Source organism: Luteimonas aquatica, from assembly GCF_022662575.1.
GTDB lineage: Bacteria > Pseudomonadota > Gammaproteobacteria > Xanthomonadales > Xanthomonadaceae > Luteimonas > Luteimonas aquatica.
In genome coordinates, this window is sequence record NZ_JALBFU010000002.1 from 432,294 (window position 1) to 451,294 (window position 19,001).

The following is a 19,001-nucleotide window of genomic DNA, read 5'->3' on the forward strand; positions in this document are numbered from 1 at the left end:
AGTGGTGCGCGCCGAAGGCGTCGGCTAGACGCGCGCGCCCAACCCGTGCGCGATCATCAGCACGTCGCCGAACACGCCGGCCGCGGTCACCTGCGGGCCTGCGCCCGGTCCCTGCACCACCAGCGTGTTCTCCGAATAGCGTTCGCTGCGGAACTGCACCAGGTTGTCGGTGAGCCGGGTCTTGCAGCAGGCGTGTCCGGGCGGCAGCGCGACCACGCCGACGCTGGCGCGGCCGTCGCGGTCGAGCTTGGCGATGTGGCGCAGCGCCAGCCCTTGCGCGCGCGCGGCCTCCAGGCGCTGCCGCATGGGCTCGTCGAGTTCCTCCAGGCGCGCCAGGAACTCCTCGCGGCCGACGCCTTGCAGCTGCGGCGGGACCAGGCTTTCCACCGCCACGTCCTCGACCGACAGCTCGCGCCCGGCCTCGCGCGCCAGGATCACCAGCTTGCGCGCCACGTCGAGCCCGGACAGGTCGTCGCGCGGATCGGGTTCGGTGTAGCCCATCTCGCGGGCCTGCCGCACCAGGGCCGAGAACGGCTGGCTACCGTCGTAGCTGTTGAACAGCCAGGCCAGGGTGCCGGAGAACATGCCGTCCACCTCGTGCAGCACGTCGCCGGTGTCGAGCAGGTTGCGCAGGGTAAGGATGACCGGCAGGCCGGCGCCGACGGTGGCCTCATAGAGGAAGCTGCCGCCGCCGCGCTGCGCCTCGCGGATCGCCGCGTAGCGCGACCAGTCGCCGCTGCCGGCGTGCTTGTTGGGGGTGACCACGTGGATGCCGGCCGCCAGCCATTGCGGATACCGGGCCGCGACCGCATCGCTGGCGCTGCAATCGACGATCAGCGCGTGCGGCAGATGCTCGGCGCGCACGTGCGCGGCGAAGGCGTCCAGGTCGACCGCGGCCGTGCCATCGCCGTCGCCGCCTTCCTGCTTGAGCGCCTCGTGCGCGGCGGACGGGTCGAGAGCGCCCGGGGAGAGCAGCATCCGCCGGCTGTCGGCCACCGCGCGCAGGCGCAGGTCGACGTTCGACTGCGCGCGCAGGCGCGGCAGCGTCGCCGCCAGTTGCGAGAGCAGGGCGCGGCCGACCTGCCCGGGGCCGATCACGCCGACCGAGATGGTCTGCGGCGACAGCCAGAACGCCGCGTGCGCGGCGCGCAGCGCGCGCGTGGCATCGGACTTGGCCACCGCCACCGAGATGTTGCGCTCGCTGGCGCCCTGCGCGATCGCGCGCACGTTCACGCGCGCCTGGGAGAGGCCGCCGAGCAGCCGCGCCGCCACGCCGGGGGTGCCGACCATGCCGTCGCCGACCGCCGCCAGCACGCAGATCTCGTAGGTGATGTTCACGCCCTGGGTCTGCGCGTCGGCCATCTCGCCGGCGAAGGCGGCCAGGATCGCCTTGCGGCCGCGCTCGGCCTGCTCGGCGCGCACCAGGCAGCAGATCGAATGCTCGGAGGAGCCCTGCGAGATCATCGTCACCGATACGCCGGCCTCGTGCAGCGCGGCGAACAGGCGCTGCGCCGAGCCGGGCACGCCGATCATGCCGTTGCCGACCAGCTCCAGCACCGCCAGCCCGTCGATCAGGCTCAGGCCCTTGACCGGTCCGCCGTTGCCGCCGTGCGCCTGCGCGCCCGACTGCGCCAGGATCCAGGTGCCGGGCGCGCCGGGGCGCAGCGTGTTGCGGATGTGCAGCGGGATGCCGCGCCATTGCACCGGCGCCAGCGTCTGCGGATGCAGCACCTTGGCGCCGAAGTAGGCCAGTTCGCAGGCCTCGGCGTAGGAGAGCACCGGCAGGCAGACCGCGTCCGGCACCAGGCGCGGATCGGCGGAGAGCACGCCGTCGACATCGGTCCAGATGGTCAGCGTGTCGGCGTCGGCGAGGTTGGCGAAGATCGCCGCCGAGTAGTCGCTGCCGTTGCGGCCGAGCGTGGTGTCGCGCCCGCGCGCGTCGCGCGCGACGAAGCCGGTGACGATGGTGTCGCGGCCGGGATTGCGCGCGCGCCACTGCGCGAAATTGCGGCGGCTGGCGTCCCAGTCCACGCCCGCGCCCATCTCGCCCGGATGCACCACCAGCACCTCGCGCGCGTCCAGGCGCTGCCAGTCGCCGGCGCCGAGCGCGGCCTGCACCAGGCGCGAGGAGCAGATCTCGCCGAGCCCATGCACGCGCGCCAGCACGTTCTCCAGTTCCATGGTGCCGGCGGCCAGCGTGGCGAGGTCCTCGCGCAGCGCGGCGAAGTCGGCGGCCAGGGCTTCGCCCAGCGCGGCGTCCTGCGGCGCGAGCGCCCGCGCCGCGTCGAGATGGCGTTGCAGCAGCGCCTGCCAGGCGGCGTTCCAGTCCTGGCGTTCGCCGGCGGCGGTGCCCAGCGCGACCAGGGCGTTGGTGGTGCCCTGCATCGCCGAGACCACCACCAGGCGCGTGGCCGCGCCGTCGTCGATCAGCGCCGGCAGCACGCGCATGTGCGCGGCGTCGGCGAGGCTGCTGCCGCCGAACTTGTGGACGTGACAGCGCACGGGTTGCGGCGCCGGGCCCGGCGAGGCGATGCCGGGGGCAGCGGGGACAGGATCTTTCGAGGGCGGCGCGGACGACATGGGAGGAGCTCCGGTTGGGCTCCGCGCCGCGATTCGGGGGAGGCTGCCGCCCCGCACCCGGTTCGGGTGCGGAGGGCGTGATCGATTAGGTGGACACGCCCGTCCGCACCTCGGTCGAGGTGGTGGTCGTGGTGGTAATCGTCATCGCGGCCGCGACCGGGCCGATGGCCGGGCGGACGGGGCGGGCGAGGGCGGGGACGGCGTGCATGGCGCCTAGGATTACCGGATCGTGGTGCGGTGCGTCAAGCGCCGGTCGCCGGTCGCGGAACACAAGCGTGGGCGAGGCAGCCTCACGCCGCCCGGGCGCGCCGCTCCAGCAGCAGCGGCGAGGCGAGCGTGCATTGCGGATGCAGCCGGCTCAGGCCATGGATCGCGCCGGCCAGGCCGGTCATCAGCCCCGGGGTGAACGCGGCGCGGGTCAGGCCGCCGACCATGCCGCGGTGCTCCTCGATGGCCGAGACGATCTGCATCGCGCCCTCGTCGGGATCGCCGGCGCATCCCTCGGGATCGAGCGCGGCGGCGCGCGCGAACAGCTCGTGCAGCGACATGTCGCCGTGGCAGAGCGTGTGGCTGGACCCCCATTTGCCGCGCGAGGCGGCGACGGCGCGGCGCAGCGTGCACAGGTGGCGCGCCTCGCCGGTGCGCGCATACAGATCCCCCGCGCACAGGCCGATGCCGACGCTGCCGTGGCACCAGGTCGGGAAGGTGAAGCTGCCATCGTGCTCGCGCGCGTCGATCCAGTTGCCCAGCACCGCGTCGTAGCAGGATTCCTGGAAGGCGAAGCCCTGCTCGGACAGCGTCCGCCAGCGCGCGCGGTCCGCCGCGTCGCCGGCGTCGGACAGCGCCAGTCGCGCCAGCGCCCAGGCGATGCCGGTGGCGCCGTGGGCGAAGCCGTGCGAGGGATCCTGCGACTCCGCCGTCGGCCAGCGCGCGCCGCGCGCATCGACGATGGCGGACGCCTCCAGCCGTCGCGCCGCCTGCGCGGCCAGCGTGCGCCAGCGCGCGTCGCCGCTGGCATCGGCCAGGTGCAGCAGCGGCACGATGGCGCCGGCGGCGCCATCGACCACGTCGAAGCGCTGGTCCGCGTCGAATCCGTGCAGTTCCAAGGCCTGCGCGCGCGCGACGGCCTGGTCGAGCAGCTCGCCGCGCCGCAGCAGGTCGTACAGCGTCAGCCAGGTCCAGACCTGCGCCGCATAGCCGGAGAAGGCGCCCACGGTGGTCGGCGCATTTCCCGCTTCCATCGCGCGCAGCATGCGCACCGCGCCATCGAGCGCCTCCTCGACGCCGCCGGCCGCGTCGGCGCGGCCGGCGGCGGTCTCGTGCAGATAGCCGGCAAGCGTCACCGCGATGCCGCCCAGGCCGAAGTACACGTCCGCCTGCACCGGCTGCACCAGCCAGCCGCCGTGGCTGATCTCGGGCGTGATCCAGGTGGTGGAGCCGTCGTCGCCGCGCACCGCCAGCCGCAGCAGGCGCTCGACGGCGTCGGCGGCGAGCTTGCGCCGCCGCGCATCGAGATCGTCGCGGCGCGGATGGCGCGCGAGGTAGCGCTGGCCGCGCCGCTCCTCCTCGCGATCGCGCATGCGCTGGTTGAGATCGGTGGCGACCAGCGCGCTGCGGATCGTCAGTTCCTCCAGGTCGATGCGCATGGCGCGCCAGTCCGCGAGCACGGCGTCGATGCGCTCGCGCGTCAGCGGCGCGACGAAGATCGGCACGTCGCCGTGGCGCAGGTCGTCGATCTCCGCCTGGATTTCCGCATGCTGCGCGGGCGCGTTCGGGGTGATGGCGGCGTTGCGCGCGAACAGGTCGCGCGCCCGCTCGATCGCCTCGGCCTCCTTGTGCAGCGAGGCCGGGTGCCAGAGCATGCGTCCGACCTCGACGTAGGCGCGGGTGGCGCGGCGGATCTCGCGCACGCGGCAGCCCTCGAAGGCCGCGATCCGGGGCAGCAGCGCCCCGTCGGCATCGAGGCGGCGCATGCGCGCGGTGACCTCCAGGAAGCCGTCGCTGATCTCGTCCCAGTACTGCGAAACGTCCGGGCGCGCGCTGGGATGGTTCTGCGCCCGGACCATGTCGACGTCCACCACCTGCAGCCGCGCGCGCAGCGTGCCGGCGTCGACGATCACCGGCGCCTTGACCTGCGGCTGCTGGTCGGGCAGCGCGCCGGCGGCAGAGAAATCCACGCCCTCGAAGCCGATCGCCTGGGTGCGGAAGGGCACGATGCCGGTGCGCAGCACGGAATTGCGGATCAGCGCCTGCGCGCTGTCGTAGGCGCGCCCGTATGCCGACGGCTCGCCCTCGGGCACGACCTCGAACACGCTCTCGACGTCGATCACCACCGGCACCGGGCCGACGGCGATGAGATTCTCCAGGTGGATGTCGGTGCCCCCGAGCAGGCGCAGCACCGCCAGCCAGTGGCCGAGGCCGCGGTAGAAGGTGCGCAGTTCCGCGTCGCTTTCGCAGTAGCGGTGCGCGGCGAACGCGGCCCAGCCGTGGCCGCCGCGGTCGATCACCGCCGGCACGCGCACGCGGTTCGCCTCCTCGCCGAACAGGTGCGCGAGAAAGGCGTCGAGCGTGGCGTCCACGCGCAGCGAGCGCGGCTTGTACATCACGGTGCCGCCCTGCAGCGTCAGCCGCGCCACGGTCTGGCCGCCGTCGTGCAGGTCACCCTGGCCGAGCGAGAGCGCGAGCAATCGGCCGGCGGGCGCACCGAGCAGCGGTTCGAGCAGGTCGCGGTCGTCGGCGAAGCGCTCGGCGAGGGCGCCGATGGCGCCGCGCTGGCGGTCGAGCGCCAGCGCCAGGCGCTCGCGCAGCGGCGGATAGCGGCGGTCCAGGTGCGCGGCGAACGCCGGCTGCACCGCGCGTTCGACGAACTGGGCGAAGCGGCCGGCCTCGTCCGGTGCGGTCAGCTCGCCGGCGCGCTGGGCCGCGTGCAGTTCCAGCAGCAGCACGCGATTGAGCTTTAGGCGCGCATTGCCGCGCAGGGCGTCTTCGGCGGCTTCCAGGATCAGCGCCGCCTCTTCGGGCGCCAGGCGCGGGGCGAGCAGCGCCAACTGCGCGGCGCAGGCCGCGCGCGAAGCGGCGGTGACATGGTCGATGATGCGGCCGAAGGCGTCCGGCGATTCCGTTTCGCTCATCGTGCGTTCGAAGTCCTTGTCGTGGGCGCGGATGCCCGGCGCGCTTCGCGTTCGCCGGACCGATCGTCGAATGCGTGTCGGAAAACGCGCAGCCGGGCGGGGCCGCGGCTGCGCGTGGTGTCGCTACGGCTCAGCAGCAGGCGCAGCCGCCGCCGAAGCTGCAGGTGGTGCCGCCGGCCAGCGTTCCGCAGGCGCGCAGCGTGGCGCGCATGTCGGTGCCCGCCAGCGCCGCCTCGGTTGCCGCCTGGCCGCCGATGTAGAGCGGACCGGCCGGGTTGTCGAGGCTGTCGATGCTGTCCGAACCGTTGAGCCAAGCGGAAACGACGTCGTCATTCTGTTGCATAACCCTGTTCTCCTTTTTGAGGTTCATTCGAAAACGCATGACATCGGGCGCGGCATCTCCCGTTCCCGGAAGCGAGCCGGTTCCGACGTTTCGACGTGCAACACACGCGGGCCCCGTGCCCCCGGTCCGGCCTGGGCCGGCGACGGCGGAGGCGCCGCGTCGATACGCTGCGCGCCGGCCTGCGTCGCGTCAACCGCCGATTGCGGTCCTGCATCCCGGTTTGGCGTGTGCGCCTGCACCAAAGCCCCGGGCGGCGGCCGGAGGCGAAGCCGCGACCGCGTCACGGTTCGGACGGACGGTCTGAACGCGGGTCACGATCCCCCCAGAAATAACTGGACCGGCTGGTTTGATATATATACAGTACCGGGAAGTGCACTAATTGCCGAAGAGGCACCCATGCGCAGCCGGCACCGCTTCACCCGGACTCGTTCCGCCCGGACCCGTCTCACAGCGATCCTTCCCGGCGCGGCCCTCGCGCTGCTCCTGTCCGCCTGCGGCGGCAAGCCGGCCGCAGAGGAGGCGCCGCGCCCGGTCCTGGTGACCCGGCCCGAGGGCGCGGTCGGCGGCGTCTCGGCCTTCGCCGGCGAGGTACGGGCGCGCGAGGAAAGCGCGCTCTCCTTCCGCGTCGGCGGCAAGCTCGTCGAGCGCCGCGTCGATATCGGCGCGCATGTCGATGCCGGCCAGGTGCTGGCGGTGCTGGACCCCGGCGACCTGGACGCGCAGGCGCGCGCCGCGCAGGCGCAGCTGGTCGCCGCCGAGGCCGAATACGGCCGCGCCCGCGCCGACCAGGCGCGCTTCGCCAGGCTGGCGCAGGATCAGCTGGTCAGCCGTTCCAATCTCGACGCGCAGAACGCCGCCGCCAAGGCCGCGCAGGAGCAGGTGAATGCCGCCCGCGCCAATCTGCTGGTCGCCCGCAACCAGGCCGCCTACTCGCGGCTGCTCGCGCCCAAGGCCGGGGTGATCGCCACGCGCAGCGCCGAGGCGGGACAGGTGGTGGCCGCGGGCCAGCAGGTGTTCGCGCTCGCCGCCGACGGCGTGCGCGAGGTGGCCTTCGCCGTGCCCGAAGGCGCCATCGCCACCTTCAAGCCCGGGCAGCCGGTGCTGGTGGAGCTGTGGTCGCAGCCGGGCAAGCGCTGGCCGGGACGCGTGCGCGAAGTGGCGCCGGCCGCCGACGCCGCCTCGCGCACCTACGCCGCGCGCGTCACCGTCGACGCGCCGGCCGGCACGCTGGAGCTGGGGCAGAGCGCGCGCATCTACCTGCCGCACGACGCGCTGGGCGGCATGAGCGTGCCGCTGGCCGCGGTGCAGCGCTCGGGCAACGGCGCGGCGGTGTTCGTCGTCGATCCCCGCGACAACACGCTGCGCCTGCAGCCGGTGCAGATCGGTCCGTTCGGGCAGGAACGGGTGCCCGTGCGCAGCGGCCTGAAACCCGACGACTGGGTGGTGGCTGCCGGCGGCCATCTGCTGCGGGTCGGGCAGAAGGTGCAGGCAGTGGACCGCGACAACCGCCCGCTGGCCCGGTAGCCGCCGCCATGCGCTTCAATCTCTCCGAATGGGCGCTGCGCCACCGCAGCCTGGTCGTCTACGCGATGCTGGTGATGGCCATCGTCGGCACCATGTCCTACCTGCGCCTGGGGCGCAGCGAGGACCCCGCCTTCACCTTCAAGGTGATGGTGGTGCAGACGCTGTGGCCGGGCGCCACCGCCGAGCAGGTCTCGCGGCAGGTGACCGAGCGCATCGAGAAGAAGCTGATGGAGACCGGCGACTACGAGTTCATCCGCTCGTATTCGCGCCCGGGCGAGTCGCAGGTGATGTTCGTGGCGCGCGACTCGATGCGCTCGAAGGACATCCAGCCGCTCTGGTACCAGGTGCGCAAGAAGGTCGGCGACATCCGCTCGCAGCTGCCGGCCGACATCGTCGGGCCGTTCTTCAACGACGAGTTCGGCGACACCTTCGGCAACATCTACGCGCTCACCGGCCGGGGCTTCGACTACGCGGTGCTGCGCGATTACGCCGACCGCGTGCAGCTGGCGCTGCAGGACCAGCCGGACGTGGCCAAGATCGACCTGTTCGGCGTGCAGGACGAGAAGATCTGGATCGAGCTGTCCAACGTCAAACTGGCCACGCTCGGCGTGCCGATGCAGGCGGTGCAGGAGGCGCTCGACCAGCAGAACGCGCTGGTCTCGGCCGGCTTCTTCGAGACCGGCAGCACGCGCGTGCCGCTGCGCGTGGACGGGCAGTTCAAGACCGTGGAGCAGATCCGCGCCTTCCCGATCCGCGTCGGCGACCGCACCTTCCGCCTGGGCGACGTGGCCGAGGTGCGGCGCGGCTTTTCCGATCCGCCGCAGCCGCGCATGCGCTTCATGGGCGAGGACGCCATCGGCATCGGCGTGGCCATGAAGCAGGGCGGCGACATCCTCAAGCTCGGCAAGACCCTGGAGACCGAGTTCGCGCGCCTGCAGCAGACGCTGCCGGCGGGCATGCAGCTGCGCAAGGTGTCCGACCAGCCGGCGGCGGTGCAGGAGTCGGTGGGCGAGTTCGTGCGCGTGCTGGCCGAGGCCGTGGCCATCGTGCTGCTGGTGAGCTTCTTCTCGCTGGGCCTTCGCACCGGCCTGGTGGTGGCGGTCTCCATCCCGCTGGTGCTGGCGATGACCTTCGCGCTGATGGCCTTCTTCGGCGTCGGCCTGCACAAGATCTCGCTGGGCGCGCTGGTGCTGGCGCTCGGGCTGCTGGTGGACGATGCGATCATCGCGGTGGAGATGATGGCCATCAAGATGGAGCAGGGCTTCGACCGCCTGCGCGCGGCGGCCTTCGCCTGGGACAGCACCGCGTTCCCGATGCTCACCGGCACCCTGATCACCGCGGCGGGCTTCCTGCCCATCGCCACGGCGGCCTCCAGCACCGGCGAATACACCCGCTCGCTGTTCGAGGTGGTGACCATCGCGCTGGTGGTGTCGTGGATCGCCGCGGTCGCCTTCATTCCCTTCCTCGGCGACAAGCTGCTGCCGGACCACGGGCATGCCGCGGCGCTCAAGCCCGGCTCGCCGGCCGCGCGCTGGCACGCCATGCGCACGCGCTGGGGCGAGCGCCTGCGCGCGCGCGGGCACACCGTGCTGGCCGACATGGTCACGCCGCCGCCGCACGACGGCCGCGACCACGATCCCTACGCCACGCGCTTCTACACCCGTTTCCGCGGCTGGGTGACCTGGTGCGTGCGCCATCGCAAGCTGGTGATCGCGGTGACGGTGCTGGCCTTCGTCGGCTCGCTGTTCCTGTTCCGCTTCGTGCCGCAGCAGTTCTTCCCGGACTCGACGCGGCCCGAGCTCATGGTGGACATGGAGCTGGCCGAGGGCAGCTCGCTGCGCGCCACCGCGGCCCAGGCCGGCCGCCTGGAGGCCATGCTCAAGCGGCGTTCGGACCTGGAGAACTACGTCGCCTACGTCGGCACCGGTTCGCCGCGCTTCTACCTGCCCCTGGACCAGCAGCTGCCGGCGGCCAACTTCGCCCAGTTCGTGCTCACGCCAAAGGACCTGCAGGCGCGCGAGGCGATCCGCAACTGGATCATCCGCGACGTCGCGCCGCGCTTCCCGGAGCTGCAGATGCGCGTCACGCGCCTGGAGAACGGGCCGCCGGTGGGGTATCCGGTGCAGTTCCGGGTCTCCGGCGAGCACATCGACCGGGTACGCAAGATCGCCTACCAGGTGCGCGAGAAGATGCGCCAGAACCCGCACGTCACCAACGTCAACCTGGACTGGGACGAGCCCGGCAAGCTGGTGATCCTGCACGTTGACCAGGAGCGGGCGCGCGCGCTCGGCGTCAGCTCGGCGCAGCTGTCGCAGTTCCTGTCCAGCTCGCTGTCGGGCACGCACGTGAGCACCTACCGCGAGCGCAACCGCCTGGTCGAGATCCTGCTGCGCGGACCGGACGAGGAGCGCCTGCAGCTGGACATGCTCGGCAGCCTCTCGGTGCCCACCTCCAGCGGACGCGGCGTGCCGCTCACCCAGATCGCCACGCTCGAATACGGCTTCGAGGAGGGCATCATCTGGCACCGCGACCGCAAGCCGACCATGACAGTGCGCGCCGACATCTACGACGGCACCCAGCCGGCGACGGTGGCCGGGCAGATCTCGCCGACCCTGGACGGGTTGCGCGCGGCGCTGCCCTACGGCTATTCCATCGACGTCGGCGGCAGCGTGGAGGACTCGGCGCGCGGCCAGAAGTCGATCAACGCCGGCGTGCCGCTGTTCGTCTTCGTGGTGTTCACCCTGCTGATGCTGCAGCTGCGCAGCTTCTCGCGCAGCTTCATGGTGCTGCTCACCGCGCCGCTCGGCCTGATCGGGGTGACGCTGTTCCTGCTGGTGTTCCGCGTGCCGTTCGGTTTCGTGGCCATGCTCGGCACGATCGCGCTGGCGGGCATGATCATGCGCAACTCGGTGATCCTGGTGGACCAGATCGAGCAGGACCGCGGCGAGGGCCACGAGCCGTGGCGGGCGATCGTGGACGCGACGGTGCGGCGCTTCCGGCCGATCGTGCTGACGGCGCTGGCGGCGATCCTGGCGATGATTCCGCTCTCGCGCAGCGCCTTCTTCGGGCCGATGGCGGTGGCGATCATGGGCGGGCTGCTGGTGGCGACGCTGCTGACCCTGCTGTTCCTGCCGGCGCTGTACGCGGCCTGGTTCCGGGTGAAGGTGCCGGAGAACTGAACGAACGCGTTGCAGCCCGGAGACTATTTGAGGACTTCCTCCGCGTCGACGATGTCCACGCCCTGCATCTGTCCGAGCAGGCTGTCGAACCAGGGCTTGTGCGAGCCGCCGACGATCGAGAGCACGCGGGCGCCGGGCGCGTCGCGGAACGCCGCGCGGATGTTCGCCACCATGCGCAGGTTGCGGGTCTCCCAGCCCGCCACGTAGATCTGGCCGAAGTGGCGGGGCGAGGCTGCGCGCAGATTGGCGCCGAAATCGCTGTCGATCATGACGCGCATCGTCCCCGGATCGTTGATGAAGCGGTAAAGCGCCAGCATGTCTTCGCTCCTGGAAAGCGCCTCGTCGCGCTTGCGCGTAGCCAGCACCTGGGGGTCCTTGCTTTCCCAGGCCTGCTGGATCGTTTTCCAGTAGATATCCTCGTTGGTCACCTCGCCGGCGTCGCCGGTGTGGTCGTCGATAGCGAACACGCGCTGCAGGCCCAGCCGCGCGGCCAGGCGCGCGCCGATCTGCAGGTTCTCGTTGTTCTGCGTGGCGAGCTTGTCGAGCGTGGCGACCAGCGCGGCGTCGAGGCCGTCGCCGGCATGGCGCTCGGCTTCGGCAAGCTGCAGCCATTGCACCAGCGCGGAAGCCTTGTCGTTCGCGGCAAGGAATACGGCGGCCAGATGCCGGCGCTGCGCCGGCGCCGGCGTCTGGGGCCAGTCGCGCAACGTCCGGTTCGCTTCGGCGATGGCCGCGGGGATGTCCAATCCGGTCGCCTTCGCCGCCGCCGCCGTGCTGCCGCAATAGCGCGCCATGTCCTCGGGGAGATAGACGGTGGGGTGGCGCGCGACCAGATCGCAGCCCTCGCCGGAGATCGCTTCGATGGTGATGACGCTCGGACGGAATGCGGCCAGCCGGTCGAGCACGGGCGCCAGCGATTCGCGCTTGAACGTCTTGGGCATGCCGGACAGGTGCACGGATCCGAGCACGAGCACTTGTGCGCGCGGTCCGGCCATTTGCCCGTCGAGCGCGGACAGGTCGACCTGCGCCCATGCCAGGCCAGGTCCGCACAGCGCCAAGGCCAGCCCGCGCATCATCCATGGTTTCATCGCATGCCATTCCGAGAAGCGTCCCTGGCCGGGACCGAGGCGCGACGACACCACAGATCGATGCGATGTCGCCAGTGGCGGAGGATCAGTGACGCAAGACCGATGCGCCGGCGGGCGGCGCGGCGCAGACTTGCCGATTGCCGGACCGGTTCATTCCTGCTTGATCGGGAAGGCCAGCGTGGCCTCGACCGCGCGCTTCCAGCCGGCATAGAGCGTTTCGCGCTCGGCCTCGGCCATTTTCGGCTCGAACTTGCGGTCGACCTGCCATTGCTGCGCGATCTGTTCGCGGTTCTCCCAGAAGCCCACCGCCAGGCCGGCGAGATAGGCGGCGCCGAGCGCGGTGGTCTCGTTGATGCGCGGGCGCTCCACGGCGATGTCGAGGATGTCGCTCTGGAACTGGCCGAGGAAGTCGTTGGCGATCGCGCCGCCGTCGGCGCGCAGGCCGGCCAGCTTCATGCCGGCGTCGCTCTGCATCGCCTCGAGCACGTCGCGGGTCTGGTAGGCCATGGATTCGACCACGGCGCGGACGAAGTGCTCCTTGGTGGTGCCGCGGGTCAGGCCGAACATGGCGCCGCGCACGTCGCTGCGCCAGTAGGGCGCGCCCAGGCCGACGAAGGCCGGTACGAAGTACACGCCCTCGTTGCCGCGGGCGCGCTCGGCGTAGTCTTCCGAGTCGCTCGACTTGCCGAGCATGCGCAGGCCGTCGCGCAGCCACTGCACCGCCGAGCCGGCGACGAAGATCGCGCCCTCCAGCGCGTACTCGACCTTGCCGCCCAGGCCCCAGGCGATGGTGGTGAGCAGGCCGTTCTTGGAGCGTACCGCCTTCTCGCCGGTATTCATCAGCAGGAAGCAGCCGGTGCCGTAGGTGTTCTTGGCCATGCCCTGCTCGAAGCAGGCCTGGCCGAACAGGGCGGCCTGCTGGTCGCCGGCCACGCCGCAGATCGGGATGCCGTTGGCGAAGAAATGCCGCGAGCCGGTGCGCGCATAGACTTCGCTGCTGGAGCGCACCTCGGGCAGCATCGACTCGGGGATGCCGAGCATGCGCAGCAGCTCCGGATCCCACTGCCGCTTGTGGATGTCGTACATCATGGTGCGCGAGGCGTTGGTGTAGTCGGTGACGTGGGTCCTGTTCTCCGACAGGTTCCAGATCAGCCAGCTGTCGATGGTGCCGAACAGCAGCTCGCCGCGCTCGGCGCGCTCGCGCGCGCCCTGCACGTTGTCCAGGATCCACTTGACCTTGGTGCCGGAGAAATAGGCGTCGATCAGCAGGCCGGTGCGCTCGCGCACCAGGTCGTCGTAGCCGTCGGCCTTGAGCTGCTCGCAGATGCCGCTGGTCTGCCGCGACTGCCAGACGATGGCGTTGTAGACCGCCTGGCCGGTGTTCCTGTCCCAGACCACGGTGGTTTCGCGCTGGTTGGTGATGCCGATGCCGGCCACCTGTTCCGGGCTGATCTGCGCCTTGGTCAGCACCTCGATGGCGGTGGTCTGCACGCTGGCCAGGATTTCGCGCGGGTTGTGCTCCACCCAGCCCGGGCGCGGGAAGATCTGCTCGAACTCGCGCTGCGCCACGCCGACGATCGAGCCGCCGTGGTCGAACAGCATCGCGCGCGAGCTGGTGGTGCCCTGGTCGATGGCGAGGATGTAGGGTTTGTCCATGGGATCTCCGGAAGGAAGCGCTAGTACATGGCCTTGAAAGCGAAAGCACCGAGCAACGCGCCGACCAGCGGTCCAACCACCGGGATCCAGGCGTAGCCCCAGTCCGATCCGCCCTTGCCCGGAATCGGCAGCAGGGCATGGGCGATGCGCGGGCCGAGATCGCGCGCCGGATTGATCGCGTAACCGGTCGGCCCGCCCAGCGACATGCCGACCACCACCACCAGCAGGCCGACGCCCAGCGGTCCGAGCCCCGGCGCCAGCGTGTTGGCGCCCACCGCCAGCACCAGGAAGACCAGCATGAAGGTGCCGATGATCTCGGTGAGCAGGTTGGCGCCGGGTCGGCGGATCGCCGGCGCGGTGCAGAAGACCGCGAGCTTGAGCGCCGGGTCGTCGGTATCGCGCCAGTGCGCAAGATAGGTCAGGTACACCAGCACGGCGCCGACGAAGGCGCCGGCCATCTGCGCGGCGATGAAGCCGGGCACCAGGTCCCAGGACAGCTTGTCGATCGCGGCCAGCGCCACGGTCAGGGCGGGATTCATGATCGCGCCGCTGGTCGGGCCGGCGACGAAGATGCCCATCAGCACCGCCAGGCCCCAGGCCCAGGTGATCACGCTCCAGCCGGCGTTGGCCGCCTTCGAGCGCGACAGCAGCACGCCGGCCACGACGCCGTCGCCGAGCAGGATCAGCACCGCGGTGGCGACGAATTCTGCCAGGTACTGCTGTTCCGGTGAGGCCATGCGTTGTTCCTCGGGCTGGAGGTGGACGGAGAAGGGAAGCGTGGAGAAGTGGTGGCGTCAGCGGATCGGCGCGTCGTCGCTCGCTCCCGGCCCGCCGCCGTCGGTTCCCCGTTCCGCCAGGTACCGTTCCAGCCGCTCGCGTCCGGTCCGGTCCACGTGCAGGCCCAGCTTGGAGCGCCGCCACAGGATGTCCTCGGCGCTGCGCGCCCATTCCTCGCGGATCAGGTACTCCACCTCGGCCGCGTACAGGTCGCTGCCGAAGTGCGCGCCCAGCTCCTCCAGGCGCGCGGCCTTGTCGACGATGCGCAGGGCGCGCTTGCCGTAGTTGCGGCACAGGCGCAGCGCCAGGCTGTCCGGCAGCCACGGGTGCTGCCGCGCGAAGGCCTCGTGGAAGGTGTCGAAGTCGGCATTGGGCAGGTCGCCGCCCGGCAGCCGCGCATCCTCGGTCCAGGCGGGACGCTCGGTGCCCAGTGCCGGGGTCAGCAGGTCGAGCGCCTCCTCGGCCAGCTTGCGCGCCGTGGTGATCTTGCCGCCGAACACGTTGAGCAGCGGCGCGCCCTCGCGTTCGAGCTGCAGCAGGTAGTCGCGGGTGACTTCCGAGGCGGCACGCCCGCTTTTCTCGCCGGGTTCGAGATCCTCCAGCAGGGGGCGCACCCCGCTATAGCTCCAGGCCACGTCCTGCGGCTTGAGCGTCTGCCGGAAGTAGCGCGAAGCCGCCTCGCACAGGTAGGCGGTCTCGTCCTCGGCGATGCGCGGCGCGGCGGGATTGTCGCGGTACTCGACGTCCGTGGTGCCGATCAGGGTGAAGTCGCGTTCGTAGGGGATCGCGAAGACTATGCGCCGGTCCGGCTGCTGGAAGATGTAGGCGTGGTCGTGCGTGAACATGCGCGGCACGACGATGTGGCTGCCCTTGACCAGGCGCAGGGTGTGGCTGTGGCGGACCTGGGCGACCTCGTCGAGGAAGCGCACCGCCCACGGACCGGTGGCGTTGACCAGCGCGCGCGCCCGCACCGTGCGCGTGCCGCCGTCGGCCTGGCCGAGCTGCGCCACCCAGCCGTCGGCTTCGCGCCGCGCCGACAGGCAGCGCGTGCGGGTGAGGATGCGCGCGCCGCGCTCGGCGGCGTCCATGGCGTTGAGCACCGCCAGGCGCGCGTCCTGCACCCAGGCGTCGGAATAGACGAAGCCGCGCGTGAAGCCTTCCTGCAGCGGGCGTCCGGCGACGTGCTTGCGCAGGTTGATCGAGCGCGAGCCCGGCAGGCCGCGCCCGCGGCGTCCGCCGAGGCGGTCGTACAGGAACAGGCCGATGCGGATCATCCACACCGGCCGCAGGTGCGGCTGGTGCGGCAGCACGAAGCGCAGCGGCCAGATGATGTGCGGCGCGGCGCGCAGCAGCCGCTTGCGCTCGGCCAGCGCCTTGCCCACCAGGGCGAACTCGAACTGCTCCAGATAGCGCAGGCCGCCGTGGATCAGCTTGGTGCTGGCGCTGGAGGTGTGCGAGGCGATGTCGTCGGCCTCGCACAGCAGGACCGAGAGGCCGCGCCCGGCGGCGTCGCGGGCGATGGCGGTGCCGTTGATGCCGCCGCCGACCACGAGCAGATCCAGGCGTGGCGGCTCGCTGCGGTCCAGGGGGTCGGGCATCGGGGGCAACATACGTTCGCGCTCGTGAGACCACTGTAAAGGAATCCCGGCCCGGCGGGCGGCAAGGGCGCGACGCCGCGTTCCGCGGGCGGCCCGCCGGCCCGCGCGGCGCGAGATTGGCGCCCGGCCGAGCGGCGTGGTTCAATGCACGCAGAAGCGGGGGTACCGCGACGACGCGGTTGAGACAGTCCCTTCGAACCTGATCCGGTTGATACCGGCGTAGGGAAGCTTCGCCGGCGCGGCCATTCGCGTCCGGCGGCCCTCTTCGGATGCGGATCCTTCCGCAGAAGCCCGTGCATCCGTGCGCGGACGTTCCAACAAGAGCAGGGCCCCTATCTATGAACGCCATTCCTTCCTTGCTGCTGCAGCAGACCGAGCAGCTGTCCGAATCCGTCACCCGGCCGATTCCCGGTTCGCGCAAGATCCACGTGCAGGGATCGCGGCCGGACGTGCGCGTGCCGATGCGCGAAATCGCGCTGACGCGCACGCCGACGCTGTTCGGCGGCGAGGACAACCCGCCGGTCACCGTCTACGACACGTCCGGCCCGTACACCGATCCGGACGCGCGCATCGACCTCGGCGCCGGCCTGGCGCCGCTGCGCGCGGGCTGGATCCAGGCGCGCGGCGACACCGAGGTGCTGCCGCAGCTGAGCTCCGAGTTCGGCCGCGCCCGCGAGCACGACCCGAAGCTGGCCGCGGTGCGCTTCGGCGACCGACGCCTGCCGCGCCGCGCCAGGGCCGGCGCCAACGTCACCCAGATGCACTACGCCCGGCGCGGCATCGTCACCCCGGAGATGGAGTTCGTCGCCATCCGCGAGAACCAGCGCCTGGAGGCGGTGCGCGACGCCGGCCTGCTGGCGCAGCACCCGGGGCAGTCCTTCGGCGCGAACATCCAGGCGCTGATCACGCCGGAGTTCGTGCGCGAGGAGATCGCGCGCGGCCGCGCCATCCTGCCCAACAACATCAACCACCCGGAAAGCGAGCCGATGATCATCGGCCGCAACTTCCTCACCAAGATCAACGCCAACATCGGCAACAGCGCGGTGTCCTCGGGCATCGCCGAGGAAGTCGAGAAGCTGGTCTGGGCGATCCGCTGGGGCGGCGACACGGTGATGGACCTGTCCACCGGCAAGCACATCCACGAGACGCGCGAATGGATCGTGCGCAACTCGCCGGTGCCGATCGGCACGGTGCCGATCTACCAGGCGCTGGAGAAGGTGGATGGCCGCGCCGAGGAGCTGACCTGGGAAATCTTCCGCGACACCCTGATCGAGCAGGCCGAGCAGGGCGTGGACTACTTCACCATCCATGCCGGCGTGCTGCTGCGCTACGTGCCGCTCACCGCCAGGCGCGTCACCGGCATCGTCTCGCGCGGCGGCTCGATCCTGGCCAAGTGGTGCCTGGCGCACCACAAGGAGAACTTCCTCTACACCCACTTCGAGGACATCTGCGAGATCATGAAGGCCTACGACGTGGCCTTCTCGCTCGGCGACGGGCTGCGCCCGGGCTGCATCGCCGACGCCAACGACGCCGCGCAGTTCGGCGAGCTGGAGGCGCTGGGCGAGCTGACCAGGATCGCCTGGAAGCACGACGTGCAGACCATGATCGAAGGCCCCGGACACGTGCCGATGCAGCTGATCAAGGAGAACATGGACAAGCAGCTGGCCGAATGCGGCGAGGCGCCGTTCTACACGCTCGGGCCGCTGACCACCGACATCGCGCCCGGCTACGACCACATCACCTCGGCGATCGGCGCGGCGATGATCGGCTGGTACGGCACGGCGATGCTCTGCTACGTCACCCCCAAGGAGCACCTGGGCCTGCCCAACCGGCAGGACGTGCGCGACGGCATCATGGCCTACAAGATCGCCGCACACGCCGCCGACCTGGCCAAGGGCCATCCCGGGGCGCAGGTGCGCGACAACGCGCTGTCCAAGGCGCGCTTCGAGTTCCGCTGGGAGGACCAGTTCCACCTCGGCCTGGACCCGGAGAAGGCGCGCGAATTCCACGACGAGACCCTGCCCAAGGACGCGCACAAGCTCGCCCACTTCTGTTCCATGTGCGGCCCGCATTTCTGCTCGATGAAGATCACCCAGGACGTGCGCGACTACGCGGCCGAGCACGGCGTGGACGAGCAGGCGGCGCTGGCCTCGGGCATGGCGGAGAAGTCGGCCGAGTTCCGCGCCGCCGGCGCGCAGGTGTATCGGGCCGAGTAGGGAGCCAGGCGCCGGCCCCGGCCCAACCCCCGCCGCTTGAGGCGGCCTCGATTCCCGCTTGCGGGACAGGGACTGCGAAGCCCGGGCGTCTCCCCTCTCCCGCGAATCGGGAGAGGGCGGGGCGAGCGCAGCGAACGAGGGCGAGGGCCCGCCTCGCGAAGGATCGTCGCCTGTCCGCTCCGGCCGCGGGCCCTCCGGTCGCGCCGCCGTTCCCGGCCGCCGGCGGCCATATCTATGGCGTTAATCGATCCGGCCGGGCGGCGTGATAGCGTGCGCAGAAAATCCGCGCGGAGACCGGTCATGACGAAGTCGCATCGCATCCTGAGGTGGCTGCTGGCGGTCTGCGCGATCGCGCTGCTGGCCGGCTGCGCCACGGGCCCCACCATCCGCACCGACTACGATCCGGAGGCGGACTTCTCCCGCTACAGGACCTGGGCCTTCTACCAGCCCATCGCGATGGAGGAGACCGGCTACACCACCTTCCTCACCGACCGCATCAAGGCCAACGTGCGCCGCGAGATGGACGCGCGCGGCTACCGCTACGACGAGAAGTCGCCGGACCTGCGGGTGAACTTCCAGGGCATCGTGCGCGAGAAGACCGACGTCTGGTCGGTGCCGCGCACCGACTTCCAGTATTTCTACAGCTACCGCCGCCGCGCCTACTTCGCGGTGCCGTTCTGGTACGACGAGACCCAGGTGAGCCAGTACCGCGAGGGCACGCTGACCGTGGACCTGGTCGACTCGGCGCGCAACCGCCTGGTCTGGACGGGCGACGCCATCGGCCGCGTCACCCGCAAGCCGCCCGAGGAGCGCGCCCAGGACGTGGACCGCGCGATCAGCGAGATCTACCTGCGCTTCCCGTACCGCGCGGGCTCCAACGAACCCGTCGTGCCCGCGAAGAAGCAGTGA

At 71.2% G+C, this 19,001-nt stretch carries 12 protein-coding genes and 1 riboswitch; of the genes, 4 read left to right on the top strand and 8 right to left on the bottom strand.

Features of this window, described 5'->3' with window-relative positions; all coding sequences use genetic code 11:
* Nucleotides 1-24 precede the first annotated feature (24 nt).
* From thrA to MD221_RS08055, 4 genes are all read right to left on the bottom strand, one after another.
* Entirely contained in the window at nt 25-2,580 is a 2,556-nt protein-coding gene (thrA, locus tag MD221_RS08045; RefSeq protein ID WP_425602226.1) for a bifunctional aspartate kinase/homoserine dehydrogenase I, read from the bottom strand.
* Nucleotides 2,581-2,665: 85 nt separating this feature from the next.
* Nucleotides 2,666-2,788 (bottom strand): hypothetical protein, encoded by a 123-nt coding sequence (locus MD221_RS17510; protein WP_277928881.1) that lies wholly within the window; start codon nt 2,786-2,788, stop codon nt 2,666-2,668.
* Nucleotides 2,789-2,870: 82 nt separating this feature from the next.
* Complete coding sequence (locus tag MD221_RS08050) at nt 2,871-5,711, bottom strand: type 2 lanthipeptide synthetase LanM family protein (RefSeq protein WP_242109963.1); 2,841 nt, start codon at nt 5,709-5,711, stop codon at nt 2,871-2,873.
* A gap of 130 nt (nt 5,712-5,841) precedes the next feature.
* Nucleotides 5,842-6,054, bottom strand: a complete 213-nt coding sequence (locus MD221_RS08055) for a DUF6229 family protein (protein ID WP_242109965.1) — start codon at nt 6,052-6,054, stop codon at nt 5,842-5,844.
* 453 nt (nt 6,055-6,507) lie between these two features.
* Between MD221_RS08055 and MD221_RS08060 the strand changes: the two genes are divergently transcribed.
* Both MD221_RS08060 and MD221_RS08065 read left to right on the top strand, forming a co-directional pair.
* A complete protein-coding gene (locus MD221_RS08060; protein ID WP_425602235.1) occupies nt 6,508-7,578 on the top strand; it encodes an efflux RND transporter periplasmic adaptor subunit in 1,071 nt (356 codons plus the stop codon).
* 8 nt (nt 7,579-7,586) lie between these two features.
* The gene (locus MD221_RS08065) at nt 7,587-10,757 is read left to right on the top strand and encodes an efflux RND transporter permease subunit (protein WP_242109969.1); all 3,171 of its coding nucleotides are present in this window, start codon (nt 7,587-7,589) and stop codon (nt 10,755-10,757) included.
* Nucleotides 10,758-10,780: 23 nt separating this feature from the next.
* Here the strand turns inward: MD221_RS08065 and MD221_RS08070 are convergent, their stop codons facing one another.
* The 4 genes from MD221_RS08070 to glpD form a co-directional block, all read right to left on the bottom strand.
* Nucleotides 10,781-11,833 (bottom strand): DUF5694 domain-containing protein, encoded by a 1,053-nt coding sequence (locus tag MD221_RS08070; RefSeq protein ID WP_425602236.1) that lies wholly within the window; start codon nt 11,831-11,833, stop codon nt 10,781-10,783.
* Nucleotides 11,834-11,995: 162 nt separating this feature from the next.
* Nucleotides 11,996-13,501, bottom strand: coding sequence for a glycerol kinase GlpK (gene glpK / locus MD221_RS08075; protein ID WP_242109993.1), 1,506 nt, complete (start codon nt 13,499-13,501; stop codon nt 11,996-11,998).
* A gap of 20 nt (nt 13,502-13,521) precedes the next feature.
* Nucleotides 13,522-14,238, bottom strand: coding sequence for an MIP/aquaporin family protein (locus MD221_RS08080; protein WP_242109995.1), 717 nt, complete (start codon nt 14,236-14,238; stop codon nt 13,522-13,524).
* A gap of 57 nt (nt 14,239-14,295) precedes the next feature.
* Entirely contained in the window at nt 14,296-15,876 is a 1,581-nt protein-coding gene (gene glpD, locus MD221_RS08085; RefSeq protein WP_242110006.1) for a glycerol-3-phosphate dehydrogenase, read from the bottom strand.
* 148 nt (nt 15,877-16,024) lie between these two features.
* Nucleotides 16,025-16,120: riboswitch (TPP riboswitch) on the top strand.
* A 94-nt stretch (nt 16,121-16,214) separates the two neighbouring features.
* Between glpD and thiC the strand changes: the two genes are divergently transcribed.
* Complete coding sequence (thiC, locus tag MD221_RS08090; protein ID WP_242110010.1) at nt 16,215-18,092, top strand: phosphomethylpyrimidine synthase ThiC; 1,878 nt, start codon at nt 16,215-16,217, stop codon at nt 18,090-18,092.
* A 300-nt stretch (nt 18,093-18,392) separates the two neighbouring features.
* Complete coding sequence (locus MD221_RS08095) at nt 18,393-19,001, top strand: DUF4136 domain-containing protein (RefSeq protein WP_242110012.1); 609 nt, start codon at nt 18,393-18,395, stop codon at nt 18,999-19,001.